This window comes from Streptomyces sp. NK15101 (genome assembly GCF_020400725.1).
Classification (GTDB): Bacteria; Actinomycetota; Actinomycetes; order Streptomycetales; family Streptomycetaceae; genus Streptomyces.
The window spans coordinates 78798-96882 of sequence record NZ_JAINVG010000021.1; the positions used below are offsets into that span (position 1 = coordinate 78798).

The window sequence follows — 18085 nt, forward strand, 5'->3', positions numbered from 1 at the left end:
GCGCGCAGCCACCGGAGGCGTCATGACCGAGTTCGGGTACTTCCTCTCCTGCGAGGAGTTCGGGCCCGCCGATCTCGTCGCCCAGGCCCGGATGGCGCAGGACGCGGGCTTCCGGTCACTGTGGATCTCCGACCACTTCCACCCCTGGAACGAGGCACAGGGCCAGAGCCCCTTCGTGTGGTCCGTGATCGGGGCCCTGTCCCAGGCCGTGCGGCTGCCCGTCGAGACGGCCGTGACCTGTCCGACCGTGCGTCTCCATCCGGCGCTGGTCGCGCAGGCCGCGGCCACCTCCCAGCTGTTGCTGGAGGGGCGCTTCCGCCTCGGTCTCGGCAGCGGAGAGGCGCTCAACGAGCACGTCCTCGGCGACGCCTGGCCGTCCGCCGCCGTGCGTCTGGAGATGCTGGAAGAGGCGGTCGAGGTCATCCGGCTCCTCTTCACCGGCGAGACGGTCACCCACCGGGGCAGGTACTACACCGTCGAGAACGCCCGGATCTACAGTCTGCCCGACACCCCGCCTCCCCTCGACGTGTCCGCCTTCGGCCCCCGGGCCGCCGATCTCGCCTCGCAGATCGCCGACGGCCTCGTCACCACCGCCCCGGACGGGGACCTCATCGCGCGGTTCCGGGCGCGCGACCCCGCCCGGCCCGTGTACGCGGCGACGAAGGTGTGCTGGGCGGAGTCCCGCGCCGAGGCGGTGCGGACGGCCCACCGGATCTGGCCGACCGAGCACCTGCCCGGCGAACTGAACCAGATCCTGCCCACCCCCGCCCACTTCGAGCAGGCCTCCACGCTGGTGACCGCGGAGACGGTCGCGGCGGGGGTGGCGTGCGGCCCCGACCCCGAGGAGCACGTCCGGCACCTGCGCCCGTTCGTGGACGCCGGCGTCGACCGGCTGCACGTCGGCCAGATCGGCCCGGAGCAGCGCGGCTTCTTCGACTTCTACCGCAGGGACGTGCTGCCGCTGCTCGACGGCGCGTCCTGAGGAGCACGGTCCGGCCGGGACCTCCCGCCGGCGCCGTGGACCCGTCACCGGAGCAGGGCCACGGCGGCATGGTGGCCGTCCGGGACGGTGACGTCGGCGAGGAGCCAGCCGGGCGGTGCGGCCGGGACCGGGCCGGCGCCCACGTACTCGGCGGACGGGTCGGCGCCCAGACCGATGCCGAGCCCCTTCAGATAGGCCTCCTTCCTGGTCCAGACGCGGGCGAACGCGGCGGGCCGGCGGGCGGGGGCGAGGGCGGCGAGTTCCGCCGCCTCGGCGGGGTGGAGGACCTCCGAGGCCTCCGCGACGGTGTGCGCCGCCGGCACCCGCTCGATGTCCACGCCCACGGGTGTGGACGCGACGGCGATCAGGCTCAGCCCTTCGCAGTGGGAGAGCGAGAAGTGCGGGCGCCCGCCGGTCAGTACGGGGCGTCCGTGCGGCTCGCCGCAGCAGGGGCACGGCGCGCGGGCCACCGACACGGCGCGGGGCGCGACGCCCAGGTGGGCGCCGAGCAGGCGGCGCAGCCCGACGTGCGCGCACAGATAGGTGGCGCGGTCGCCGGAGCGGCGGAACTCCTCGGCGCGGGCCAGTTCGCCGGCGTCCAGGACGAGGGGGGCGTACCGGGTGACGGTGGCCTGGTGGGTCTCGGTGGCCACCAGCCACAGCTGCGGCCGGACCGGGCGGAGGCCGGGCAGCCGGGGCAGGGCCGTGGTCAGGGGCGGGAGCGTGGTCGGGATCAGCGGGCCGGCCGGCGGAGCTGCCGGCGGTGGCGGGGAAACCAGCGGGATCATGTCTGCCTCACACGGAAGTGGCGGTGGGCTCCGGTGCGGTACGGGCACGGGCGTCGGCGCGCGGCGCGGCGGCGGCCGCCCCGCCGCGCAGGGCGACGGCCGCGGCGACCGGGGAGAGGAGGGCGAGGCCCGCGCACAGCAGCCAGGTCCCGGTCACCCCGAGGTAGAGCGAGACGGGGCTGAACACGGCCAGGGACAGGGGGGCCGCGCCGATGCCGGAGAGCGCGAAGGTGGACATCGCGGCGCCCATCCGGCCCTCGGGGACGGCCTGTTGGTAGGCCGTGACCAGGGCCGGGCCGTTGAGGCCGGAGAGCAGGCCGACGGCTCCGGCCGTGCCGGCCAGGACGACGGGCGAGGGGACGAGGGCCATGGCGGCCATCCCGGCCGCGAGGCCGGCTCCGGTCACCACGAGCTTGGTGTGCGCCGGGATCCGGTGGGCGAGCGCCGCGCCCAGGGCGGCGGACGCCAGCGCGCCGGCGCCGAAGACGGCCAGGACCATGGCGACGGCGCCGACGCCCCAGCCCTCGTCGGCGGCCCGCAGGGGCAGGGCGACCTCGGCCGGCCACAGGAAGGCCAGGTCCATGCAGAAGCAGGCGACGAACATCCACCGCAGGCGCGGGTGCGCGGCGAGGAGGCGGAAGCCGTCGCCGGAGCGGCGCAGCAGGGAGGAGGGCCCTTGGGGGGCTCGCTCGGGCCGGGTCATGCCGTGGGTGACGTGGCTGGCGCAGGCCAGCCAGACGGCGCAGCCGGCGGCCGCGGCCGCCATGGCGACGGGCAGGCCTCCGACGACGACCAGCCAGGCGCCGAGGGGCGAGCCGGCGATGGGGGCGACCCGCAGCACCATGGAGAAGAGGGAGTTGGCCCGGCCGAGCTGGTCCTGCGGGGCGAGGCGGGGCAGCAGGACCCCGGAGGCGGGCCCCGTGAGACCGAGCAGGACGCCGTCGACGAGGGCGACGGCGATCAGCGGCCACAGGCTCTCGGTGGTGGCGGTCACCAGCGTTCCGGCCACGAGGACGAGGACGCGGACGGTGGTCGCGCGGAGCAGGACGGCGCGGGGTCCGAGCGCGTCGGCGAGCGCTCCGCCGAAGAGCAGCAGCAGGGCGCGCGGCAGGGTGGCGGCGAGGGTGACGTACGTGACGGCTTCGCGGCCGCCGAGCTGGACCGCCGTCCAGCTCATGGCGATCAGGAGGGCGAAGCTGCCCGCCTGGACGGCGGCCTGGCCGATGACGAGACTGCTGACGCGACGCCAGTCGACGGCGGGCTCTCGGCCCGCCGGTGCGCTGGTCGTGGGGGTCGTTCCCATGGGGTCGGCTTTCTGTGGTCGAGGGACGGGGAGCCAGGACGTGGGGCGGAGGTGCGGGGGTGCGGAGGCGACGGCCCCGGTCAGAGGGGCGGGCGGACCCGGACCCGGACGCCGGCGGCGTCGCCCCGGAGACCGGCGGCGACGGCGAGGGCCACGGCCCGGTCGGCGGCCCGGCGCACGGCGCGCCGCCGGCGCGTGCCGAAGGCGCTGGGCCGGGAGGTGACCGGGGCGGGGGGCCGCGGCGTACGCAGCTCGACACGGCCGCCGAGGTAGCCGCGGCCCGCCTCGGCGAGGGCGCGCTGGGCCGTGTGCCGGGCCGCGGCGACGAGGTCGGTCCCGTCGTGGGTGACCGTCACGCTGATGCCCGGGGCCTCCCGGACGGAGAAGCAGGCGCGGACGGCGTGGTCCCGGGCGCGCCGTCGGTGCGCGGTCATGGCGTCGCTCCCGCCGGATCGGTGACGCCCGGGGGCGGTGCGTCGGCGGTGTGGCCGACGTGGGACGGGTGGCCGTCGGGCCACCACAGGTCCTCGGGACCCAGGGCGGCGACGGTGTACTTTCCCAAGGCGCTGATGAGCAGCCGCAGTTCGAGGGCGATGCTGTCGGCGAGGCGCTCCAGGCCGTGCTCGGGGTCCTCGTCGACGGCCACGAGGGCCGCGCGGCCGAGGCCGACGGCGGTGGCTCCCAGGGCGAGGGCGCGCACGGCGCGGCCGCCCTCCCACATGCCGCCGCCGGCGAGCAGGCAGCCGTCGGGGCGGCCGATGCGGCGCAGGCATTCGGCGAGGGGCAGGCCGACGTGGTCGAGGAAGACGCCCGGGGCCCAGCCGGTGCCGCCCTCGGCGCCGTCGACGGTGACGGCGTCCGCTCCGGCGGACCAGGCGGTGCGGGCGGCACGGGCGATGTCGCGGCCCGGGTGGAACTTCACCCAGGTGCGGGCCTTGGGGAAGTTGTTCCGCATGAAGCGCAGCTGCTGGCGGAGGATCTCGTCGGTGAACGTGCCGGGGGTGGCGCAGCGCAGCCGGTGTTCGCCGTCCGGGCCGAGGACGTCGCTGACGGTGAAGCGGCGGGCGAGCTGCTCGGCCTCGGCGCGGTCGACGACGGTCATGCCGCCGAGTCCGGGCTTGGCGCCCTGCCCGGTCTTCAGCTCGAAGGCGAGCCGGCCGGTCTCCAGGAGGGACCGGAAGGCGGGGTCGCTGTAGAGGAGGTTCCAGACCTCGGAGTCGGCGTCCTCGGTGGACTGCTGGACGACGACGCCGCCGACGCCGTCGGGTGCGGCGTCGAGGTAGGCCTCGACACGGGCGAGGAGGGCCGAGCGGGTGGCGTCGCCGGCGCGGCGGTAGCCGTGCACGGGGATCATGTTCTCGCCGATGACCATGGGGATGCCGAGGCGGGCGGCCTGCCGGCTCGCGTGGACGGCGAGGTCGCCGCTGCCGGCGCGGGTGGAGCCGAAGGCGGACAGGTAGAGGGGCAGTCGGGTGGCGAAGCCGCCGACGCGGGAGCCGAGGTCGACGTCGGTGAACTCCGGTTCCCGGGCGAGGTCGATGAGCTTCTCGAGGCGCTGGGGCATGAAGACGGGCGGGACGATGCGCGCCCGGTCGAGGCCGTCGGCCGCGAAGGCCGCCGGGCCCGGTCCGTACAGCCGTGTGCCGTACGCGGCGGGGTCGGGGAAGACCTCGGCGGTGCCGTTGCGGGCGCGGGCGCGGACCTCCCGCTCGGGGAAGCCGGGGGCGCCGAGGGCGGTCACGGGGCCACCACCCCGGGGAGCTTCGGGTAGGCGCTGACCTGCCACAGGGCGTCGAGGCCCGTGAGGAAGCGGACCAGGCGCTGCAGGCCCATGCCGAATCCGGCGCTGGCCGGCATGCCGTCGCGGGCCTCCTTGAGGTACCAGGCGTACTTGGCGGGGTTCTCCCCGCTCTCGCGCATGCGGGTGACGATGGTGGCGTAGTCGGCCTCGCGCTCGCTGCCGGAGACGAGCTCGCCGTATCCGTGCGGGGCGATCAGGTCGAAGTTGCGCAGGACGCCGGGGCGTTCGGGGTCCTCGCGGTCGTAGAAGCCGCGGGAGCCCTTGGGGTAGTCGTTGACGAAGAAGGGGCGGTCGCTCTCCAGGGAGAGGAGCCTTTCGCCGGCCCAGTCGATCTCGCCGTCGGGGTTCTGCGGGTGACCGGCGGCGAGGAGGCGGGCCACGGCGTCGTCGTGGGTGCGGACGTCGTACTTGCCGGCGCGGACGTCGGCGAAGTCGCCCTCCACCCGGCCGAGTTCCCCGAGGATCTCGGGGACGGCGGTCCACACGTGCTCGGTGACGTGGGTGAGCAGGCCGGCGGCGATCTCCTGGGCGTCCTCGCGGCTCCCGTCGGCGATCTCCACGTCGATCTGGTGGAACTCGACGAGGTGCCGGCCGGTGCCGGCGGTCTCCTCGGGCTCGACGCGCACGTTGGGGGCGACGTAGAAGAGCCGGGGGAAGCCGCGCAGGGACGCCTGCTTGTAGAGGATGGCGCTGGTCATCAGCTTGTACGGGTGGCCGTAGTAGTCGACGTCGAGGGCCTTGGCGCCGCGGCCGCCGGGGTCGGTGACGGGCCCGACGAGCGGGGGCAGCAGTTCGGTGAAGCCCTCGCCGCGCAGGAACGCGCGGGCGGCGTGGAGGGCCTCCTGCTGGACGAGCATGGCGGCGCGCAGCCGGGGCGAGCGGAGGTGCTCGCCCAGCGGGGGCGGGGTGGCCGGTGTGGCGGCGGAGAGGGGCTGGTCCATGGCGGGGCTCCTGTTCGAGGGAGGCGCGGGCGGTCGGACGGCGGTTGGGCCCGGGTGGTCGGGCGGCAAGGGTGGCGGGTGAACAGGCCCGGGTGGTCGGGCGGCAAGGGTGGCGGGTGTGGGTGGTCGGGTGGCGGACGGGTGGGCCCTGGTGGTCAGACCGTGAGCGGGGTGGCCGGCGGGCGGTCGTGGCCGTCGCCGCTGTCACGGTGCCGGGGGCTGTCGTAGCGGTCGGCGACGTGGTGGAGGGCGGCGAGGAGGCCGGCCGAGGTGAGCGGGGCCGCGTCGGCCGCCGTGTCCGGGCGGATCGGCATGGCGCCGGTCCGGGCCCAGCGGAGCCGTCCCGCGGGGTCGACGAATCCCGCGGAGCGGCCGGCGTTGTCGGGGTGGAGGCAGAACGGCACGTCGAGCAGGCCCCGTTCGAAGGCGGCCGGCAGGGCCCGGGACAGGTCGGGGTGGAGGCCGAGGACGGTCTCGATCAGGGTGCGGGCCTCCTGGTACACCTCGCCGTCCCCTTCGGCCGCGGGGCCGGGAGCCGGGGGTCCGGCGAGCGCGGCGGCCGCGGCGGCGGTCTCCAGGGCGCGGACGTTCTCCCCGACGGTCGGGATGCGGTGGGCCTCCGCGGTGGTCTTGACGATGAGGCGGCCGGCGCCGGAGCGCACGGCGAGCCGGGCGGATGCCTCCAGGAGGCGGGTGGCGCCCTGCTCGGTGCGGGGGTAGACGCCCATGTAGGTGTAGAGGACGACGTGGTGGTCGACGTCGTCGGGCAGGAACTCGGCGGCGAGCCGGTGCAGGGCGCTCAGGGCCTCCTCGTCCTGTGCCGGGTCGGTCTGCTGGGCGTAGCTGAGGGAGACGCTGCGCAGCCCGAACCGGGCGAAGAACAGGCACTCCAGGACGCTCACGGCCACCAGCAGGCCCGGTGGGCAGAGTTGGCCGAGGAGGCAGCCGCCGAAGCTCTCCAGGTGGGGCACGGCCCCGGGCCGGGCCGTGGAGGCGAGGAGTTCGCAGGCGCGGGCCCAGGCGGTGACGGACTCCCGCAGGGGGGTGCGGCCGTAGGGCAGGCAGTAGGAGACGGGGCCGCCCTCGGTGGCGTCCAGGCCGGCCGCGGTCAGCGCCCGGACGATGGCCAGGGGGCGGGCGGAGCCGTGCCGGACCTGGACGGGGAAGTCGGCGTCGAACAGCCCGTCGAGGACGGTCCGGGTGGTGGCCGGGGAGTGCGCGGCGATCGGGTAGCCGTTGAGGAGGCTGCCTTCGGCCACGGCGGCGCGGGCGGCGGCGAGGTCGCCGACGCGGGTGTAGCTGTCGACGGTCAGGGTGCCCGCGGTGTGCGCGGTGGCGGCCCTGGTCCGGGCGAGTCCGGCCCGCATGCGGCCGGGGTCGCCGAAGCCCATGCGGGGCTGGACGACGAGCCGGCCGGCGGTCATGGACGCCGCGACGAAGCCGCCGAAGCCGGGGGCGGGGGCGGGGGCGGGGGCGGTCAAGCCGGCACCTCCCTGCGGGCGCGGGCGGCGAGGAACTCGCGCAGGGCGTCCAGGTCCTCGCCGAGCACGGCGTCGCAGCCGGCCTCGGTGAGCCGTGCCACGTCGGCCTCCTGGCGGTGCCCGGCGACGCCGAGCTTCCCGCCGAGCACCACGGGGAGGCCGGCCAGGGCGGGTACCTCGCGCAGCCTGCGGACGGCGGCGAGTCCGTCGCGGTAGCCGTGCCCGTTGACACTGCTGAGCACCACCGCGTCGGGCGCGTGCCGCAGACAGCCGGCGACCAGCAGCTCGGCAGGGGCGCAGGGGCCGAGCCCCACGACCTCGTGGCCCTGTTCCTCGAGGAAGAGACGGAGATACACGAGATTCCAGGTGTGGGAATCCGATGCGGTTCCGCTCAGGAGTATCTTCATGTGTCGAGGATAGATTTCCGGGGATTCCGGAGGGGGAAGTGTGACCGGCAGCAAGGACCGGCACTTTCATTTCTTGATTTCCCCACGGAAAAGCGCCGTGCCCCGCATCGGCTGCGGGGCACGGCGCTTCGGCCGGGGAGGGGTCAGGCGTACTGGGCGACGAGGCTGCGCGGGCGGATGTCGGTCCAGTTGGCGGTGATGTACTCCAGGGCTTCGGCCCGGTCACCGGCGCCCCAGACGCTGGTCCAGCCGGCCGGGACGTCCGCGAAGGCGGGCCACAGGGAGTGCTGCCCCTCGTCGTTCACGACGACGTGGAAGGTGCCCTCGGCGTTGTCGAACGGGTTGACGGACTCGCTCATGACTGGCTCCTCGTTTCTTCCTTCTGAAGCGCGGAGAGTTTCTCCGCGACTATTCTTCCGATTTTTTCGAGAGGTTCCGGTTCGGCCATCCGGAGGTGGCTGCATTCGACGGTGTGATTGTCGACTACGCCCTCGGTGAAGGGAATCCAGGTGGCGGCGAGGGCGCCTTCGCGCTCCCCCGGCCGGCGGGCGGTGAAGAACAGCGTGTCGGTGTCGGCGACGCCCGGCACGTGCCGGGCCATGAGGGCGGCGTGCGTCTCGGAGGCGCGGAGCACCGCCCGGAGTTCCGCGTCGGAGAAGCCAGCGAGGACGGGGTCCTCGCGGCGGATCTCCTCCATCGCCGCTGCCGGGTCCCCGGCGTCAGCCGGCCGGGCCGCCGCCGTCCGCTCCTCGGGCGGGAGGACGGAGACGCTGCCGGGCCCGGTCTGGTGGACGTCCATCAGCGCGAGCAGTTCGACCCGCTCGCCGGCCTCGCGGAGCCGTACGGCCATGGCGTGGGCGACGAGGCCGCCGTACGACCAGCCGAGCAGCCGGTACGGGCCCCAGGGCTGGATCCGCCGGATCTGCTCCAGGTAGTCGTCGGCCATCGCCTCGACGCTGCGCGGCCGGTGGTCGGGCTCGCTCAGCGCACGGGCCTGCAGGGCGTACAGCGGCTGGTCGTCGCCGAGGTGGCGGGCGAGTCCGGCGTAGGCCCAGCCGACACCGGTGCCGGGGTGGACGCAGAACAGCGGGCGGCGGGTGCCGCGGGTGCTGAGCGGGAGCAGGACGCCCAGGGCGGCCGTGCCGTCGCCGTCGTCCTCCGGCAGGCCGAGGAGCCCGGCGGGGGTGGGCAGGCGGAACAGGTCGCGGACGGTGCGCTCGATGCCGAGGACGCCGCGGATCCGGTTGACCAGGCGGACGCCGAGCAGCGAGTGGCCGCCCAGGGCGAAGAAGTTGTCGTCGATGCCGACCCGGGGCACGTCGAGGATCTCGGCGAACAGCGCGCACAGCACCTCCTCGCGGGCGTTGCGGGGCTGCCGGCCGCCCTCGGCGGCGGGCCGGTGCGGTGCGGGGAGCGCCGTGCGGTCGGGTTTGCCGTTGACGGTCAGCGGCAGGGCGTCGAGGACGACGACGGCGGACGGCACGAGGTGCTCGGGGAGCGCGGCGCGCGCCCCGGCGAGCAGTTCGGCCTCGGTGACCGGTGTGTCCGCGCGGGGGACGACATAGCCGACGAGGCTCTTCTCGCCGGGCCGGTCCTCGCGGACCACCACGAGGGCCTGGCCGACCGAGGGGTGCGCGGCGAGGGCCCGCTCGACCTCTCCGGGTTCGATCCGCACGCCGCGCAGCTTGATCTGGCCGTCGGCCCTTCCGAGGAAGCGGAGTTCGCCCGCGGGGGTCCACAGCACGCGGTCGCCCGTGCGGTACATGCGGCTGCCGTCCCCTTCGAAGGGGTCGGGGACGAACCGCTCGGCGGTCAGGCCCGCCCGCCCGACGTAGCCGCGGGCCACGTGCGAGCCGGCGATGTACAGCTCGCCGGGGACGCCCGGGGGGACGGGGCGCAGGGCGTCGTCGAGGACGTGGCTGCGGGTGTTGTCCATCGGCCGTCCGAGGTGGAGTCCGGCGCCCCGCAGGGTGCGCTCGCCGGTGCCGAACCACTGGTTGTGGGAGGCGAAGGTGGTCTCGGTGGGGCCGTAGGAGTGGACGAGGACGGTGTCCGGGCAGTGGGCGAGGACCCGTTGGACGGCGGCCGGGTTGGCGACGTCGCCGCCGGTCCACACCTCGCGCAGCAGCCGGAGGGTGTCCAGGCCCTCGTCGGCCATGACGTGGAAGAGGCCGACGGTGAAGTAGGCGGCGGTGACGCCGTGTTCGCGGACGGCCCGGGCGGTCTCGGCCAGGTCCGTGCCGTCGCCGCGGGTGAGGACGAGGCTGCCGCCGTTCAGGAGCGGCACCCAGATCTCGAAGACGGAGGCGTCGAAGCCGGTCGCCGAGTGGACGAGCATCCGGGGCGCTCCGCCGGCGCGGACGTCGCGGTCTCCGGCGAGCTCCACGACGTTGCGGTGGGTGACTCCCACGCCCTTCGGCCGGCCCGTCGACCCGGACGTGAACATCACGTACACGAGGTCGTCCCCGGTGGCACGGGGGGCCTCGTCGGGAGACTCCGCGGTGTCGGGCGCGTCCACGAGGAGAACGGCCGGGGCGGCGACCAGGGTGACGTGGTCCTGGTCCGTCGCCACCACGCGCACCCCGGCGTCCTCCAGCATCAACCGGATCCTGGCCTCGGGAAGGCGCGGGTCCAGGGGGAGATAGGCGGCGCCGCACTTCAGGACCGCGAGGGCCGTCACCACCAGGGAGACGCCGCGTTCGAGGAGGACGCCGACGGTGTCGCCGCGGCGCACGCCGGTGGCGCGGAGGCGGGCGGCGAGCGCGCCGGCACGGGCGTCGAGCGCTCCGTAGCCGACGGTCTCCTCTTCGGTGATCAGCGCGGGCGCGTCGGGGGTGCGCGCGGCCCGGCGGCCGATCAGCTCGTGGACCGTCTCCGACGTGCCGGGGACCAGGGCGGCGGTGTCGTTGTACTCGTCGACCAGCCGGAACCGGTCGGCGGCGGTGAACAGGCCGACGTCCCCGATCCGTACGCCGGGATCGGCCGCCGCGGCCCGCAGGGTCTGCTCCAGGTGGGCGGCGAGCAGCGCGGCGGTGGGGGCGTCGAACAGGTCCGTGGCGTACTCCAGGCCGCCGGCCATCCCGGCGGGCCGTCCTTCCGCGTCCCGCCGTTCGTCGAGGGCGAAGGTCAGGTCGAACTTGGTGGAGACGGTGTCGAGGAGCGCCGGTCCGCCCTCCTGGAAGAGGCTCTTGGCGGCCGCCGCGCCGGGGACGTCGCGGGTGTAGTCGTGGTGGAGCTGGACGACGATCTGGGCCAGCGGGTGGTGGGCGGTGGTGCGGACCGGGTTGAGGTGCTCGACGACCCGGTCGAAGGGGAGCTCCTGGTGCCCGTAGGCGGCGAGGTCGGTGTCGCGGACCCGTTCGAGGAGTTCGGTGAAGGTGGGGTCGCCGGAGGTGTCGGTGCGCAGCACCAGGGTGTTGACGAAGAAGCCGACCAGGTCGCCGAGCGTCTCGTCGTCGCGTCCGGCGGTCATGGTGGCGAGCGGCAGGTCGGTGCCCGCGCCGTGCCGGGTGAGGACGGCGGCCAGTGCGGCCTGGAGCACCATGAAGAGGGTGGCGCCGCTGCGCCGGGCGACGGCTTCGAGGGCCTGGTGGGTGGCGGCGTCGACGGTGACGGGGGCGCGTCCGCCGCGGTGGGTGGCTTCGGCCGGGCGCGGGCGGGCGGAGGGGAGTTCGAGGACGGCCGGGGCGCCGGCGAGGGTCTTCTCCCAGAAGTCGAGGTGGGCCTCGGCGGCCGGACCGTCGATCAGGTCGCGCTGCCAGAGGGTGTAGTCGGCGTACTGGACGGGCAGCGGCCGCCAGGTGGGGTCCTCGCCTTCGGCGCGGGCGCGGTAGGCGGTGCCGAAATCGGCGAGGAGGGGGCCGGTGGACCAGCCGTCGGCGGCGATGTGGTGGACGAGCAGGACCAGGACCTGTCCGCTTCCGTCGTCGGGGGTGACGAGGGTGGCGCGCAGGGGCGTCTCCTCGGCGAGGTCGAAGACGTGTCCGGCGGCTTCGGCGACGGCGTCCGGGAGCCGGTCGGCGGGGACGGACCGGACGTCCAGCGGGGGCCGGACGGTGGAGAGGATGTCCTGGTGGGGTTCGCCGTCGACGCTGCGGTAGCGGGTGCGGAGCACCTCGTGCCGGTCGGAGAGGTCGGTGAGGGCCTGGGCGAGCACGCCGGCGTCGAGGGGCCGCGTCGGCCGGAGGACGAGGGGGATGTTGTAGGAGGCGCTGGGGCCTTCGAGGGTGTCGATGAACCACAGCCTGCGCTGGGCGTACGACAGGGGGACGCGTCCGGGCCGGTCGGTGCGCGGGACGGGCCGGGGGCGCGCGGGTCCGGGCGGGCCGTCCGTCTCCGGGGCGGTGGACCGGGCGGCGATCCGGCGGGCGAGGGCGTCGGGGGTGGGCGCGAGGAGCAGGTCGCGGACCTGGACGTCGGTGCCGAGGCGGGCGCGGATCCGGTTGGCGAGGCGCACGCCGCTCATGGAGTGGCCGCCGATGGTGAAGAAGCCCTCGTGGGGGCCGACCTGGTCGAGGCCGAGGACCTCGGCGAAGAGTTCCCGCAGGGTGTCGGTGTACGGCGCGGGGGGCTCCGTGCCGGTGGGCGCCGTCGCCTTCCCGTTGGTCTCGGCGGCGCGCGCGGCGGTGCGGGCGCGCCGCTCGTCCAGGGCGTGCCGGGTCGCGGGGTCGACGAGGCCGGTGTCCTGGACCGGGGCCGCGGGGTGCTCGGCGGCGGCGCGCAGGGCGCGCTCCAGGGCGGCGAGCAGGATGCGGGCGGTGTCCTCGTCGAGTACGTCGCGCGCGTACTCCAGGCCGAGCCGCAGTCCGGCGGGGGCGCCCTCGGCGTCCCGGAGCTCCTCGAAGGCGGCCGTGAGGTCGAACTTGGTGGTGGCGGGTCCTTCGCCGGCGAAGCGGCCCTCGACGGCGCCGAGGCGGAAGGGTCCGGCCTCGGGGCCGGTGGTCCGCAGGGTGAGCATCACCTGGAAGAGGGGGTGGACGCCGGGCGTGCGGGGCGGGTTGAGGTGCTCCACGAGGAGGTCGAAGGGCAGCCGCTGGTGGGCGAAGGCGGCGAGGTCGGTGTCGCGGACCCGGTGCAGGAGGTCGGTGAAGGCGGGGTCGCCGGAGGTGTCGGTGGGCAGCACCAGGGTGTTGACGAAGAAGCCGACCAGTTCGTCGAGGGCCTCGTCGTCGCGTCCGGCGACGGGGGTGCCGAGGACGGTGCGCTCCCCCGCGCCGGCCGCGCGCAGGGCGAGCGCGAGCGCGGACTGCAGCACCATGAGCAGACTGGCGTCGTGCTCCTCGGCGAGGCGGGCGAGCCGCGCGTGGACGCCCGGTTCGACGGTGGCGGTCACCAGGCCGCCGTCGTGGGCGCGGACGGCGGGCCGGGGCCGGTCGAGGGGCAGGTCGGTCGTGGCGGGCAGGCCGTCGAGGGCCGCGCTCCAGTGGGCGAGGCCCCGGGCCGCGACGGAGTCGGGGTCGTCGGCGTCGCCGAGGAGGTCGTTCTGCCAGAGCGTGTAGTCGGCGTACTGGACGGGCAGCGGCTCCCGGTCGGGTGCGCGGCCCTCGGCCCGGGCGGCGTAGGCGTGGGCGAGGTCGGTCATCAGCGGTTCGAGGGACCAGCCGTCGCCGGCGACGTGGTGGAGCAGGACGGCCAGGGTGGCGCCGGGACCGTCGTCCGGCAGGAACAGCGCGACGCGCAGCGGAAGTTCGCGGGAGAGGTCGAAGGTCTCGGCGGTGAACCGGGCGACCCGCCCGGGGAGTTCGTCGGCCGGGCACTCCACGGTGCGCAGCCGGACGGCGGCGGGGGCGAGGACGTGCTGGTACGGCTCGTCCTCGGGGGCGAGGAAGACGGTGCGCAGCACCTCGTGCCGTTCGGCGACGTCGGTCACCGCGGCGGCGAGCGCGGCCCGGTCGGGGGCGGTCTCCAGGTGGAGGACGATCGGCATGTTGTAGGCGGCGGAGGCTCCGTCGAGCTGGCCGACCAGCCACAGCCGGCGCTGGGCGTGGGAGAGCGGGACCCGGTCCTCGACGGGAAGGGGTTCCTCGTCGACGACGGGCAGGCGCGGGTCGGCGGTGCGCAGCGCCTTGCGGTTGATCTTGCCCGAGCTGGTGCGGGGCAGGGCGACGACGATCGAGACGGCGGGCACGGCGGCCGCCGGCATGCGCGCGCGTACCCAGTCGCGCAGTTCCTCCGCCTCCGTGCCGCCCTCGGTCACCACGAACGCGACGAGGCGCTTGACGCCGTCGCCGTCCTGCTGGGCGACGACGGCGGCCTCCCGGACCTCGGGGTGGCCGGCGAGGACGGAGTCGACGGCGGCGGGGTCGATGCGCTGGCCGCCGATCTTCACCTCGTCGTCGAGGCGGCCGTGGTAGAGGATCTGCCGGTCCTCGCCGATGGTGACGAGGTCGCCGGTGCGGTAGGCGCGCTCGCCGTCGAGTGTGGTGAAGCGGCGGGCGTTCAGTTCGGGCCGGTGGAGGTAGCCGCGGGTCAGGCCGCCGCCGAGCAGCCACAGCTCGCCGTCGACGACGGCGGCGCGGACGCCGGGCAGCGGCCGGCCGATGGGGATGGGTCCGGCGTCGTGCCGGCTGAGGTCGGCGACGGTGGCCACGACGGTGGTCTCGGTGGGGCCGTAGCCGTTGAGGAGGCGGATCCGGTCGCCGACCAGGCCGCGCCACTGGGCGACGCGCTCGGGCAGGGCGGCCTCGCCGTAGATCATGACCGTGCGCAGGCGGTCGGGGAGGCGGACGGAGCCGGTGGTGAGGACGTAGACGAGCTCGTGCCAGTAGGCGGCGGGCAGGTCGAGGTAGGTGACGCCGTGCCGGGCGCAGCCCGCGAGGAGTTCGGCGACGTCCAGCATGTCGTCGGTGCGCAGGACGAGGGTGCCGCCGGCGCCGAGGGTCGTGAAGATCTCCTGGATGCTGGCGTCGAAGTGGAGCGGGCTGAACTGGAGGACCGCGTCGTCGGGACCGATGCCGTAGGCCGGGGTCGCGCCCGCGATGAAGTGGGCCAGCGAGTCGTGGGCGACGACCACGCCGTTGGGGGTGCCGGTGGACCCGGAGGTGTAGATGACGTAGGCCGCCCCCTCTCCGGCGCCGGGGCCGCCGAGGACCAGTTCGCCGTGGCGGGCGACGTCCGCGGGGGCCGGTGCCAGGTCGCCGCAGGCGTCCTTGAGGATCGCCTCGTTGCGGGCGTCGGGGGCCTGGACGTCGAGGGGCAGGTAGGCGGCGCCGGTGGTGAGGACGGCCAGGAGGCCGACGATCGCGTCGATGCCGCGGGGCCGGTGGAGCGCGACGAGCCGGCCGGGGCCCGCGCCCTGCGCGGTGAGCTCCCGGGCCCGGTCCGCCACGGCGGCGGCGAGCTCGGCGTAGGTCAGACGGGCGCCGGCGTGGACCAGGGCGGGGGCGTCGGGGCGGGTACGCGTCTGATGGGCGATCAGGTCGAGGACGGGCGGCGCGGGGGCGGGAGAGGGTCCGCCGTCGAGCAGGTCTTCCGTTCTGCTGGGGGGCATGCTGAGTTCCTCCGGTAAAGGGCCGAGAGACCGGGGCGAACGGTTCCTCTCGCCTCCGTGCCCTTCACGCTAGGCGCGTGGCGACCGCTTCCGGGGCAGTCGGTCCGGCAGCTCCGATCGGCAGAAGTCCCTTGCCGGGAGCTGCCGGTGGCGGGCCGGGCGCGCCTTGCCGGCCGGCGCCCGCGCCCACCGCCACGGCGGGACCCGCACCGACGCTGCCGCCCACCCCGGAGCCACCTCCGCGTGGCCCCGCACCCGCCGGGGCGCCGCCCCCGCCCACGTGGACCCGCGCCCGTGTGGGCGACGCTCCTACGTGGGCCCGCGCCTGCCTGGGCGTGCCCCTCGCCCCGCCCGTGCGGGCCGCCTCCCGCCCGTGTGGGCAATCGTCCCGCGGGGCGGGACGGGTGGGCACACGGGACGGCGCCCTCAGCGGCGCCTCCGCGTTCCGCGCTTGGACCCGCACCACAAGTGAGCTGTGCACGGGGTGCGGGTCCAGGCCCATGAGCCTCGGGCGCCGGCAAGGGGCGCCGTTCCGTTGTGCCCACCCGTTCCGCCCCTTGCGGAACGCCTGCCCACAACAGGGGTGGGTGCCGGCCCGGCGGGGGCGCGGGCAGGCCGGGTCAGTTGGGACGGCGGGTCCCCGCCACCGTGCGGCGGCGCAGCGCGGGGGCCGCAGGCACGGAGCGGGCGGCGGGCGCGGCCGTGCCGGCCAGGCGGCGGGCGAGGGCCGCCGCCGTCGGGTTGCGGAAGACGTCCCGCAGGGTGAGGTCCTGGCCGAACTCGGCACGGATCCGGTTGAGCAGCCTCACCGCGAGCAGGGAGTGCCCGCCCGACTTGAAGAAGTTGTCGTCCCGGCCGACGGGGCGGCCGCCGAGGACGTCCCGGAAGACCCCGAGGAGGCGTTCCTCCCCGCTGTCGGGGCCCGCCGCGCCCGGTGCCTCCGCCGCGACGCCGACGTCGGCGTGCGCACCGGGAGCGGGCAGTCGGGGCACGACGACGACGCGGGCGGGGGCCAGGTACTCGGGCAGTCGCTCGGCGGCCCAGCCGCGCAGTGCCGTCTCGTCGGCGCCGCCGGGCAGGCGGGTGACGTAGGCGTACAGCCGGTCGTCGCGGACGGCGACGGCCGCTCCGGTCACGTGGGGGTGCCGGCCGAGCACGTCCTCGACGTGGCCGGGCTCCACCGGGTAGCCGCCCGCGGTGAGGGCGGCCACGGGCCGCAGTCTCCCGTCGGCCTGGGCGTAGGCCCTCCGGCCGGTGGCGCGCAGGCCGCCGCCGGGGGTCCGCTCGTGGACCTCGCCGGGCACCCGTACGGGCGCGGGGCGTCCCCGCTCGTCGAGGACGACCTCCGGGCCCGCGGGGGCCGCCGGGCCGTACGGCGTGCCGGAGAGCGCGGTGCCGGGGTCGGCGGCGAGCGCGTCGAGGGTCTCGACGAGGCGCCGGGCCAGGAGGGCGGCGGTGTCCGCGTCGTAGAGGGCGGTGGCGTATTCCAGGGCGCCCCGCAGGCCGGCGGGTCCGCCGTCCGCGTCGACGAGTTCGGTGAGCGCGAAGGTGAGGTCGGACTTGGCGCCCGCCGCGCTGAACGCGACCGGTTCGCCGTCGAGGACGGACGGGGTCCCGGTCCCGGTGGCCGCCGCGTGGACCTGCAGCATCACCTGGACGAGCGGGGCGTGGGCGGCGGAGCGGTGCGGACTGAGGTGTTCGACGAGCCGGTCGAAGGGGAGGTCCTGGTGGCTGTAGGCGGCGAGCCCGGATTCGCGGACCCGGCGGACCAGTTCGGTGAAGTCGGGGTCGCCGGAGGTGTCGGTGCGCAGCACGAGCGTGTTGACGAAGAAGCCGACGAGCGGGTGCAGGGCGTCGTCCGCGCGGCCGGCGACGGTGGTGCCGATCGCGATGTCGGTGCCCGCGCCGTGCCGGGTGAGGAGGGCCGCGAGGGCGGCCTGCACGACCATGAAGAGGGTGGCTCCGCTGCTCCGGGCGCGGCGCAGCAGGGCCCGGTGGGTGGCGGCGCCGATCTCGAAGGGGGTCAGGGCGCCGGCTCCGTCGCTGTCGGCGGGGCGCGGCCGGTCGGTGGGCAGGGCGAGGAGCGGCGGCAGTCCGTCGAGGGCCTTGCGCCAGTGCGCCAACTGCTCTTCGGCGACGCCGTGTTCACCGTCGAGGAGGTCCTGCTGCCAGAGGGTGTAGTCGGTGTACTGGACGGGCAGCGGCTCCCAGTCGGGCGCGCGGCCCGCGGCCCGGGCGCGGTAGGCGGTGTCCAGGTCGGCGAGCAGGCAGTTCGTGGACCAGCCGTCGCCGGCGATGTGGTGGACGAGGAGCACCAGGACCTGGCCGCCGTCGCCGTCCGTCACCAGCGTGGCCCGGAAGGGGATTTCGGCGGCGAGGTCGAAGACGTGTCCGGCGGCGGCGTCGACGGCGGCGCGCACGGCGTCGGGGCCGTCGGCGCCGACTTCCCGGAGCACGGGCGTCACACCGGTCAGGACCTGCTGGTACGGCTCCCCGTCCGCCGTCCGGTACACGGTGCGCAGCACCTCGTGCCGGTCGGCGACGTCCGCCAGGGCGGCGGCCAGGACGGCCGGCTCGACGGGGCGGTGCAGCCGGGTCACCACGGGGATGTTGTACGTGGCGCCGGGGCCTTCGAGCCGCCCCAGGAACCAGAGGCGGAGCTGGGCGGCGGACAGGGGGACGCGTGCGGGGCGCAGCGCGTCGGGGACGGCCCGCAGCGGGGGGCGGGCGGGTCCGTCGCCCTGTTCGCCGAGGCGGTGGAGCAGTTGCCGGGGCGTGGGGGCGAGGAAGACGTCGCGGATGGCGGCCTGGAGGCCGAGGGCTCCGCGGATGCGGTTGGTGAGCTTGCCGGCGAGCAGGGAGTGCCCGCCGAGCTTGAAGAAGTTGTCGCCGG

The 18085-nt window shown here is 75.9% G+C and carries 11 protein-coding genes; 1 reads left to right on the forward strand and 10 read right to left on the reverse strand.

Going from position 1 to position 18085, the window contains the following annotated elements:
• The first annotated feature begins 22 nt into the window (after positions 1–22).
• On the forward strand, positions 23–982 hold the full coding sequence (locus K7G60_RS14455; RefSeq protein ID WP_225801293.1) for a TIGR03557 family F420-dependent LLM class oxidoreductase: 960 nt from the start codon (positions 23–25) through the stop codon (positions 980–982).
• A gap of 44 nt (positions 983–1026) precedes the next feature.
• Here the strand turns inward: K7G60_RS14455 and K7G60_RS14460 are convergent, their stop codons facing one another.
• The 10 genes from K7G60_RS14460 to K7G60_RS14505 form a co-directional block, all read right to left on the reverse strand.
• The gene (locus K7G60_RS14460) at positions 1027–1770 is read right to left on the reverse strand and encodes a 4'-phosphopantetheinyl transferase superfamily protein (protein WP_225801294.1); all 744 of its coding nucleotides are present in this window, start codon (positions 1768–1770) and stop codon (positions 1027–1029) included.
• A gap of 7 nt (positions 1771–1777) precedes the next feature.
• Complete coding sequence (locus tag K7G60_RS14465) at positions 1778–3073, reverse strand: MFS transporter (protein ID WP_225801295.1); 1296 nt, start codon at positions 3071–3073, stop codon at positions 1778–1780.
• An 80-nt stretch (positions 3074–3153) separates the two neighbouring features.
• A complete protein-coding gene (locus tag K7G60_RS14470) occupies positions 3154–3507 on the reverse strand; it encodes a hypothetical protein (protein WP_225801296.1) in 354 nt (117 codons plus the stop codon).
• The gene (locus K7G60_RS14475; RefSeq protein ID WP_225801297.1) at positions 3504–4814 is read right to left on the reverse strand and encodes a glutamate synthase-related protein; all 1311 of its coding nucleotides are present in this window, start codon (positions 4812–4814) and stop codon (positions 3504–3506) included. The genes K7G60_RS14470 and K7G60_RS14475 overlap by 4 nt, the downstream gene beginning before the upstream one ends.
• A complete protein-coding gene (locus K7G60_RS14480; protein WP_225801298.1) occupies positions 4811–5815 on the reverse strand; it encodes an asparagine synthetase A in 1005 nt (334 codons plus the stop codon). Before K7G60_RS14480 ends, K7G60_RS14475 begins: the two co-directional genes overlap by 4 nt.
• Positions 5816–5970: 155 nt before the next feature.
• The gene (locus K7G60_RS14485) at positions 5971–7296 is read right to left on the reverse strand and encodes a methylaspartate mutase (protein ID WP_225801299.1); all 1326 of its coding nucleotides are present in this window, start codon (positions 7294–7296) and stop codon (positions 5971–5973) included.
• The gene (locus K7G60_RS14490; RefSeq protein WP_225801300.1) at positions 7293–7703 is read right to left on the reverse strand and encodes a cobalamin B12-binding domain-containing protein; all 411 of its coding nucleotides are present in this window, start codon (positions 7701–7703) and stop codon (positions 7293–7295) included. The genes K7G60_RS14485 and K7G60_RS14490 overlap by 4 nt, the downstream gene beginning before the upstream one ends.
• A 143-nt stretch (positions 7704–7846) precedes the next feature.
• Entirely contained in the window at positions 7847–8062 is a 216-nt protein-coding gene (locus K7G60_RS14495; protein WP_225801301.1) for an MbtH family protein, read from the reverse strand.
• The gene (locus K7G60_RS14500; RefSeq protein ID WP_225801302.1) at positions 8059–15192 is read right to left on the reverse strand and encodes a non-ribosomal peptide synthetase; all 7134 of its coding nucleotides are present in this window, start codon (positions 15190–15192) and stop codon (positions 8059–8061) included. Before K7G60_RS14500 ends, K7G60_RS14495 begins: the two co-directional genes overlap by 4 nt.
• A 620-nt stretch (positions 15193–15812) precedes the next feature.
• The coding region (locus tag K7G60_RS14505; protein WP_225801303.1) for a condensation domain-containing protein at positions 15813–18085 on the reverse strand (2273 nt) is incomplete at its 5' end.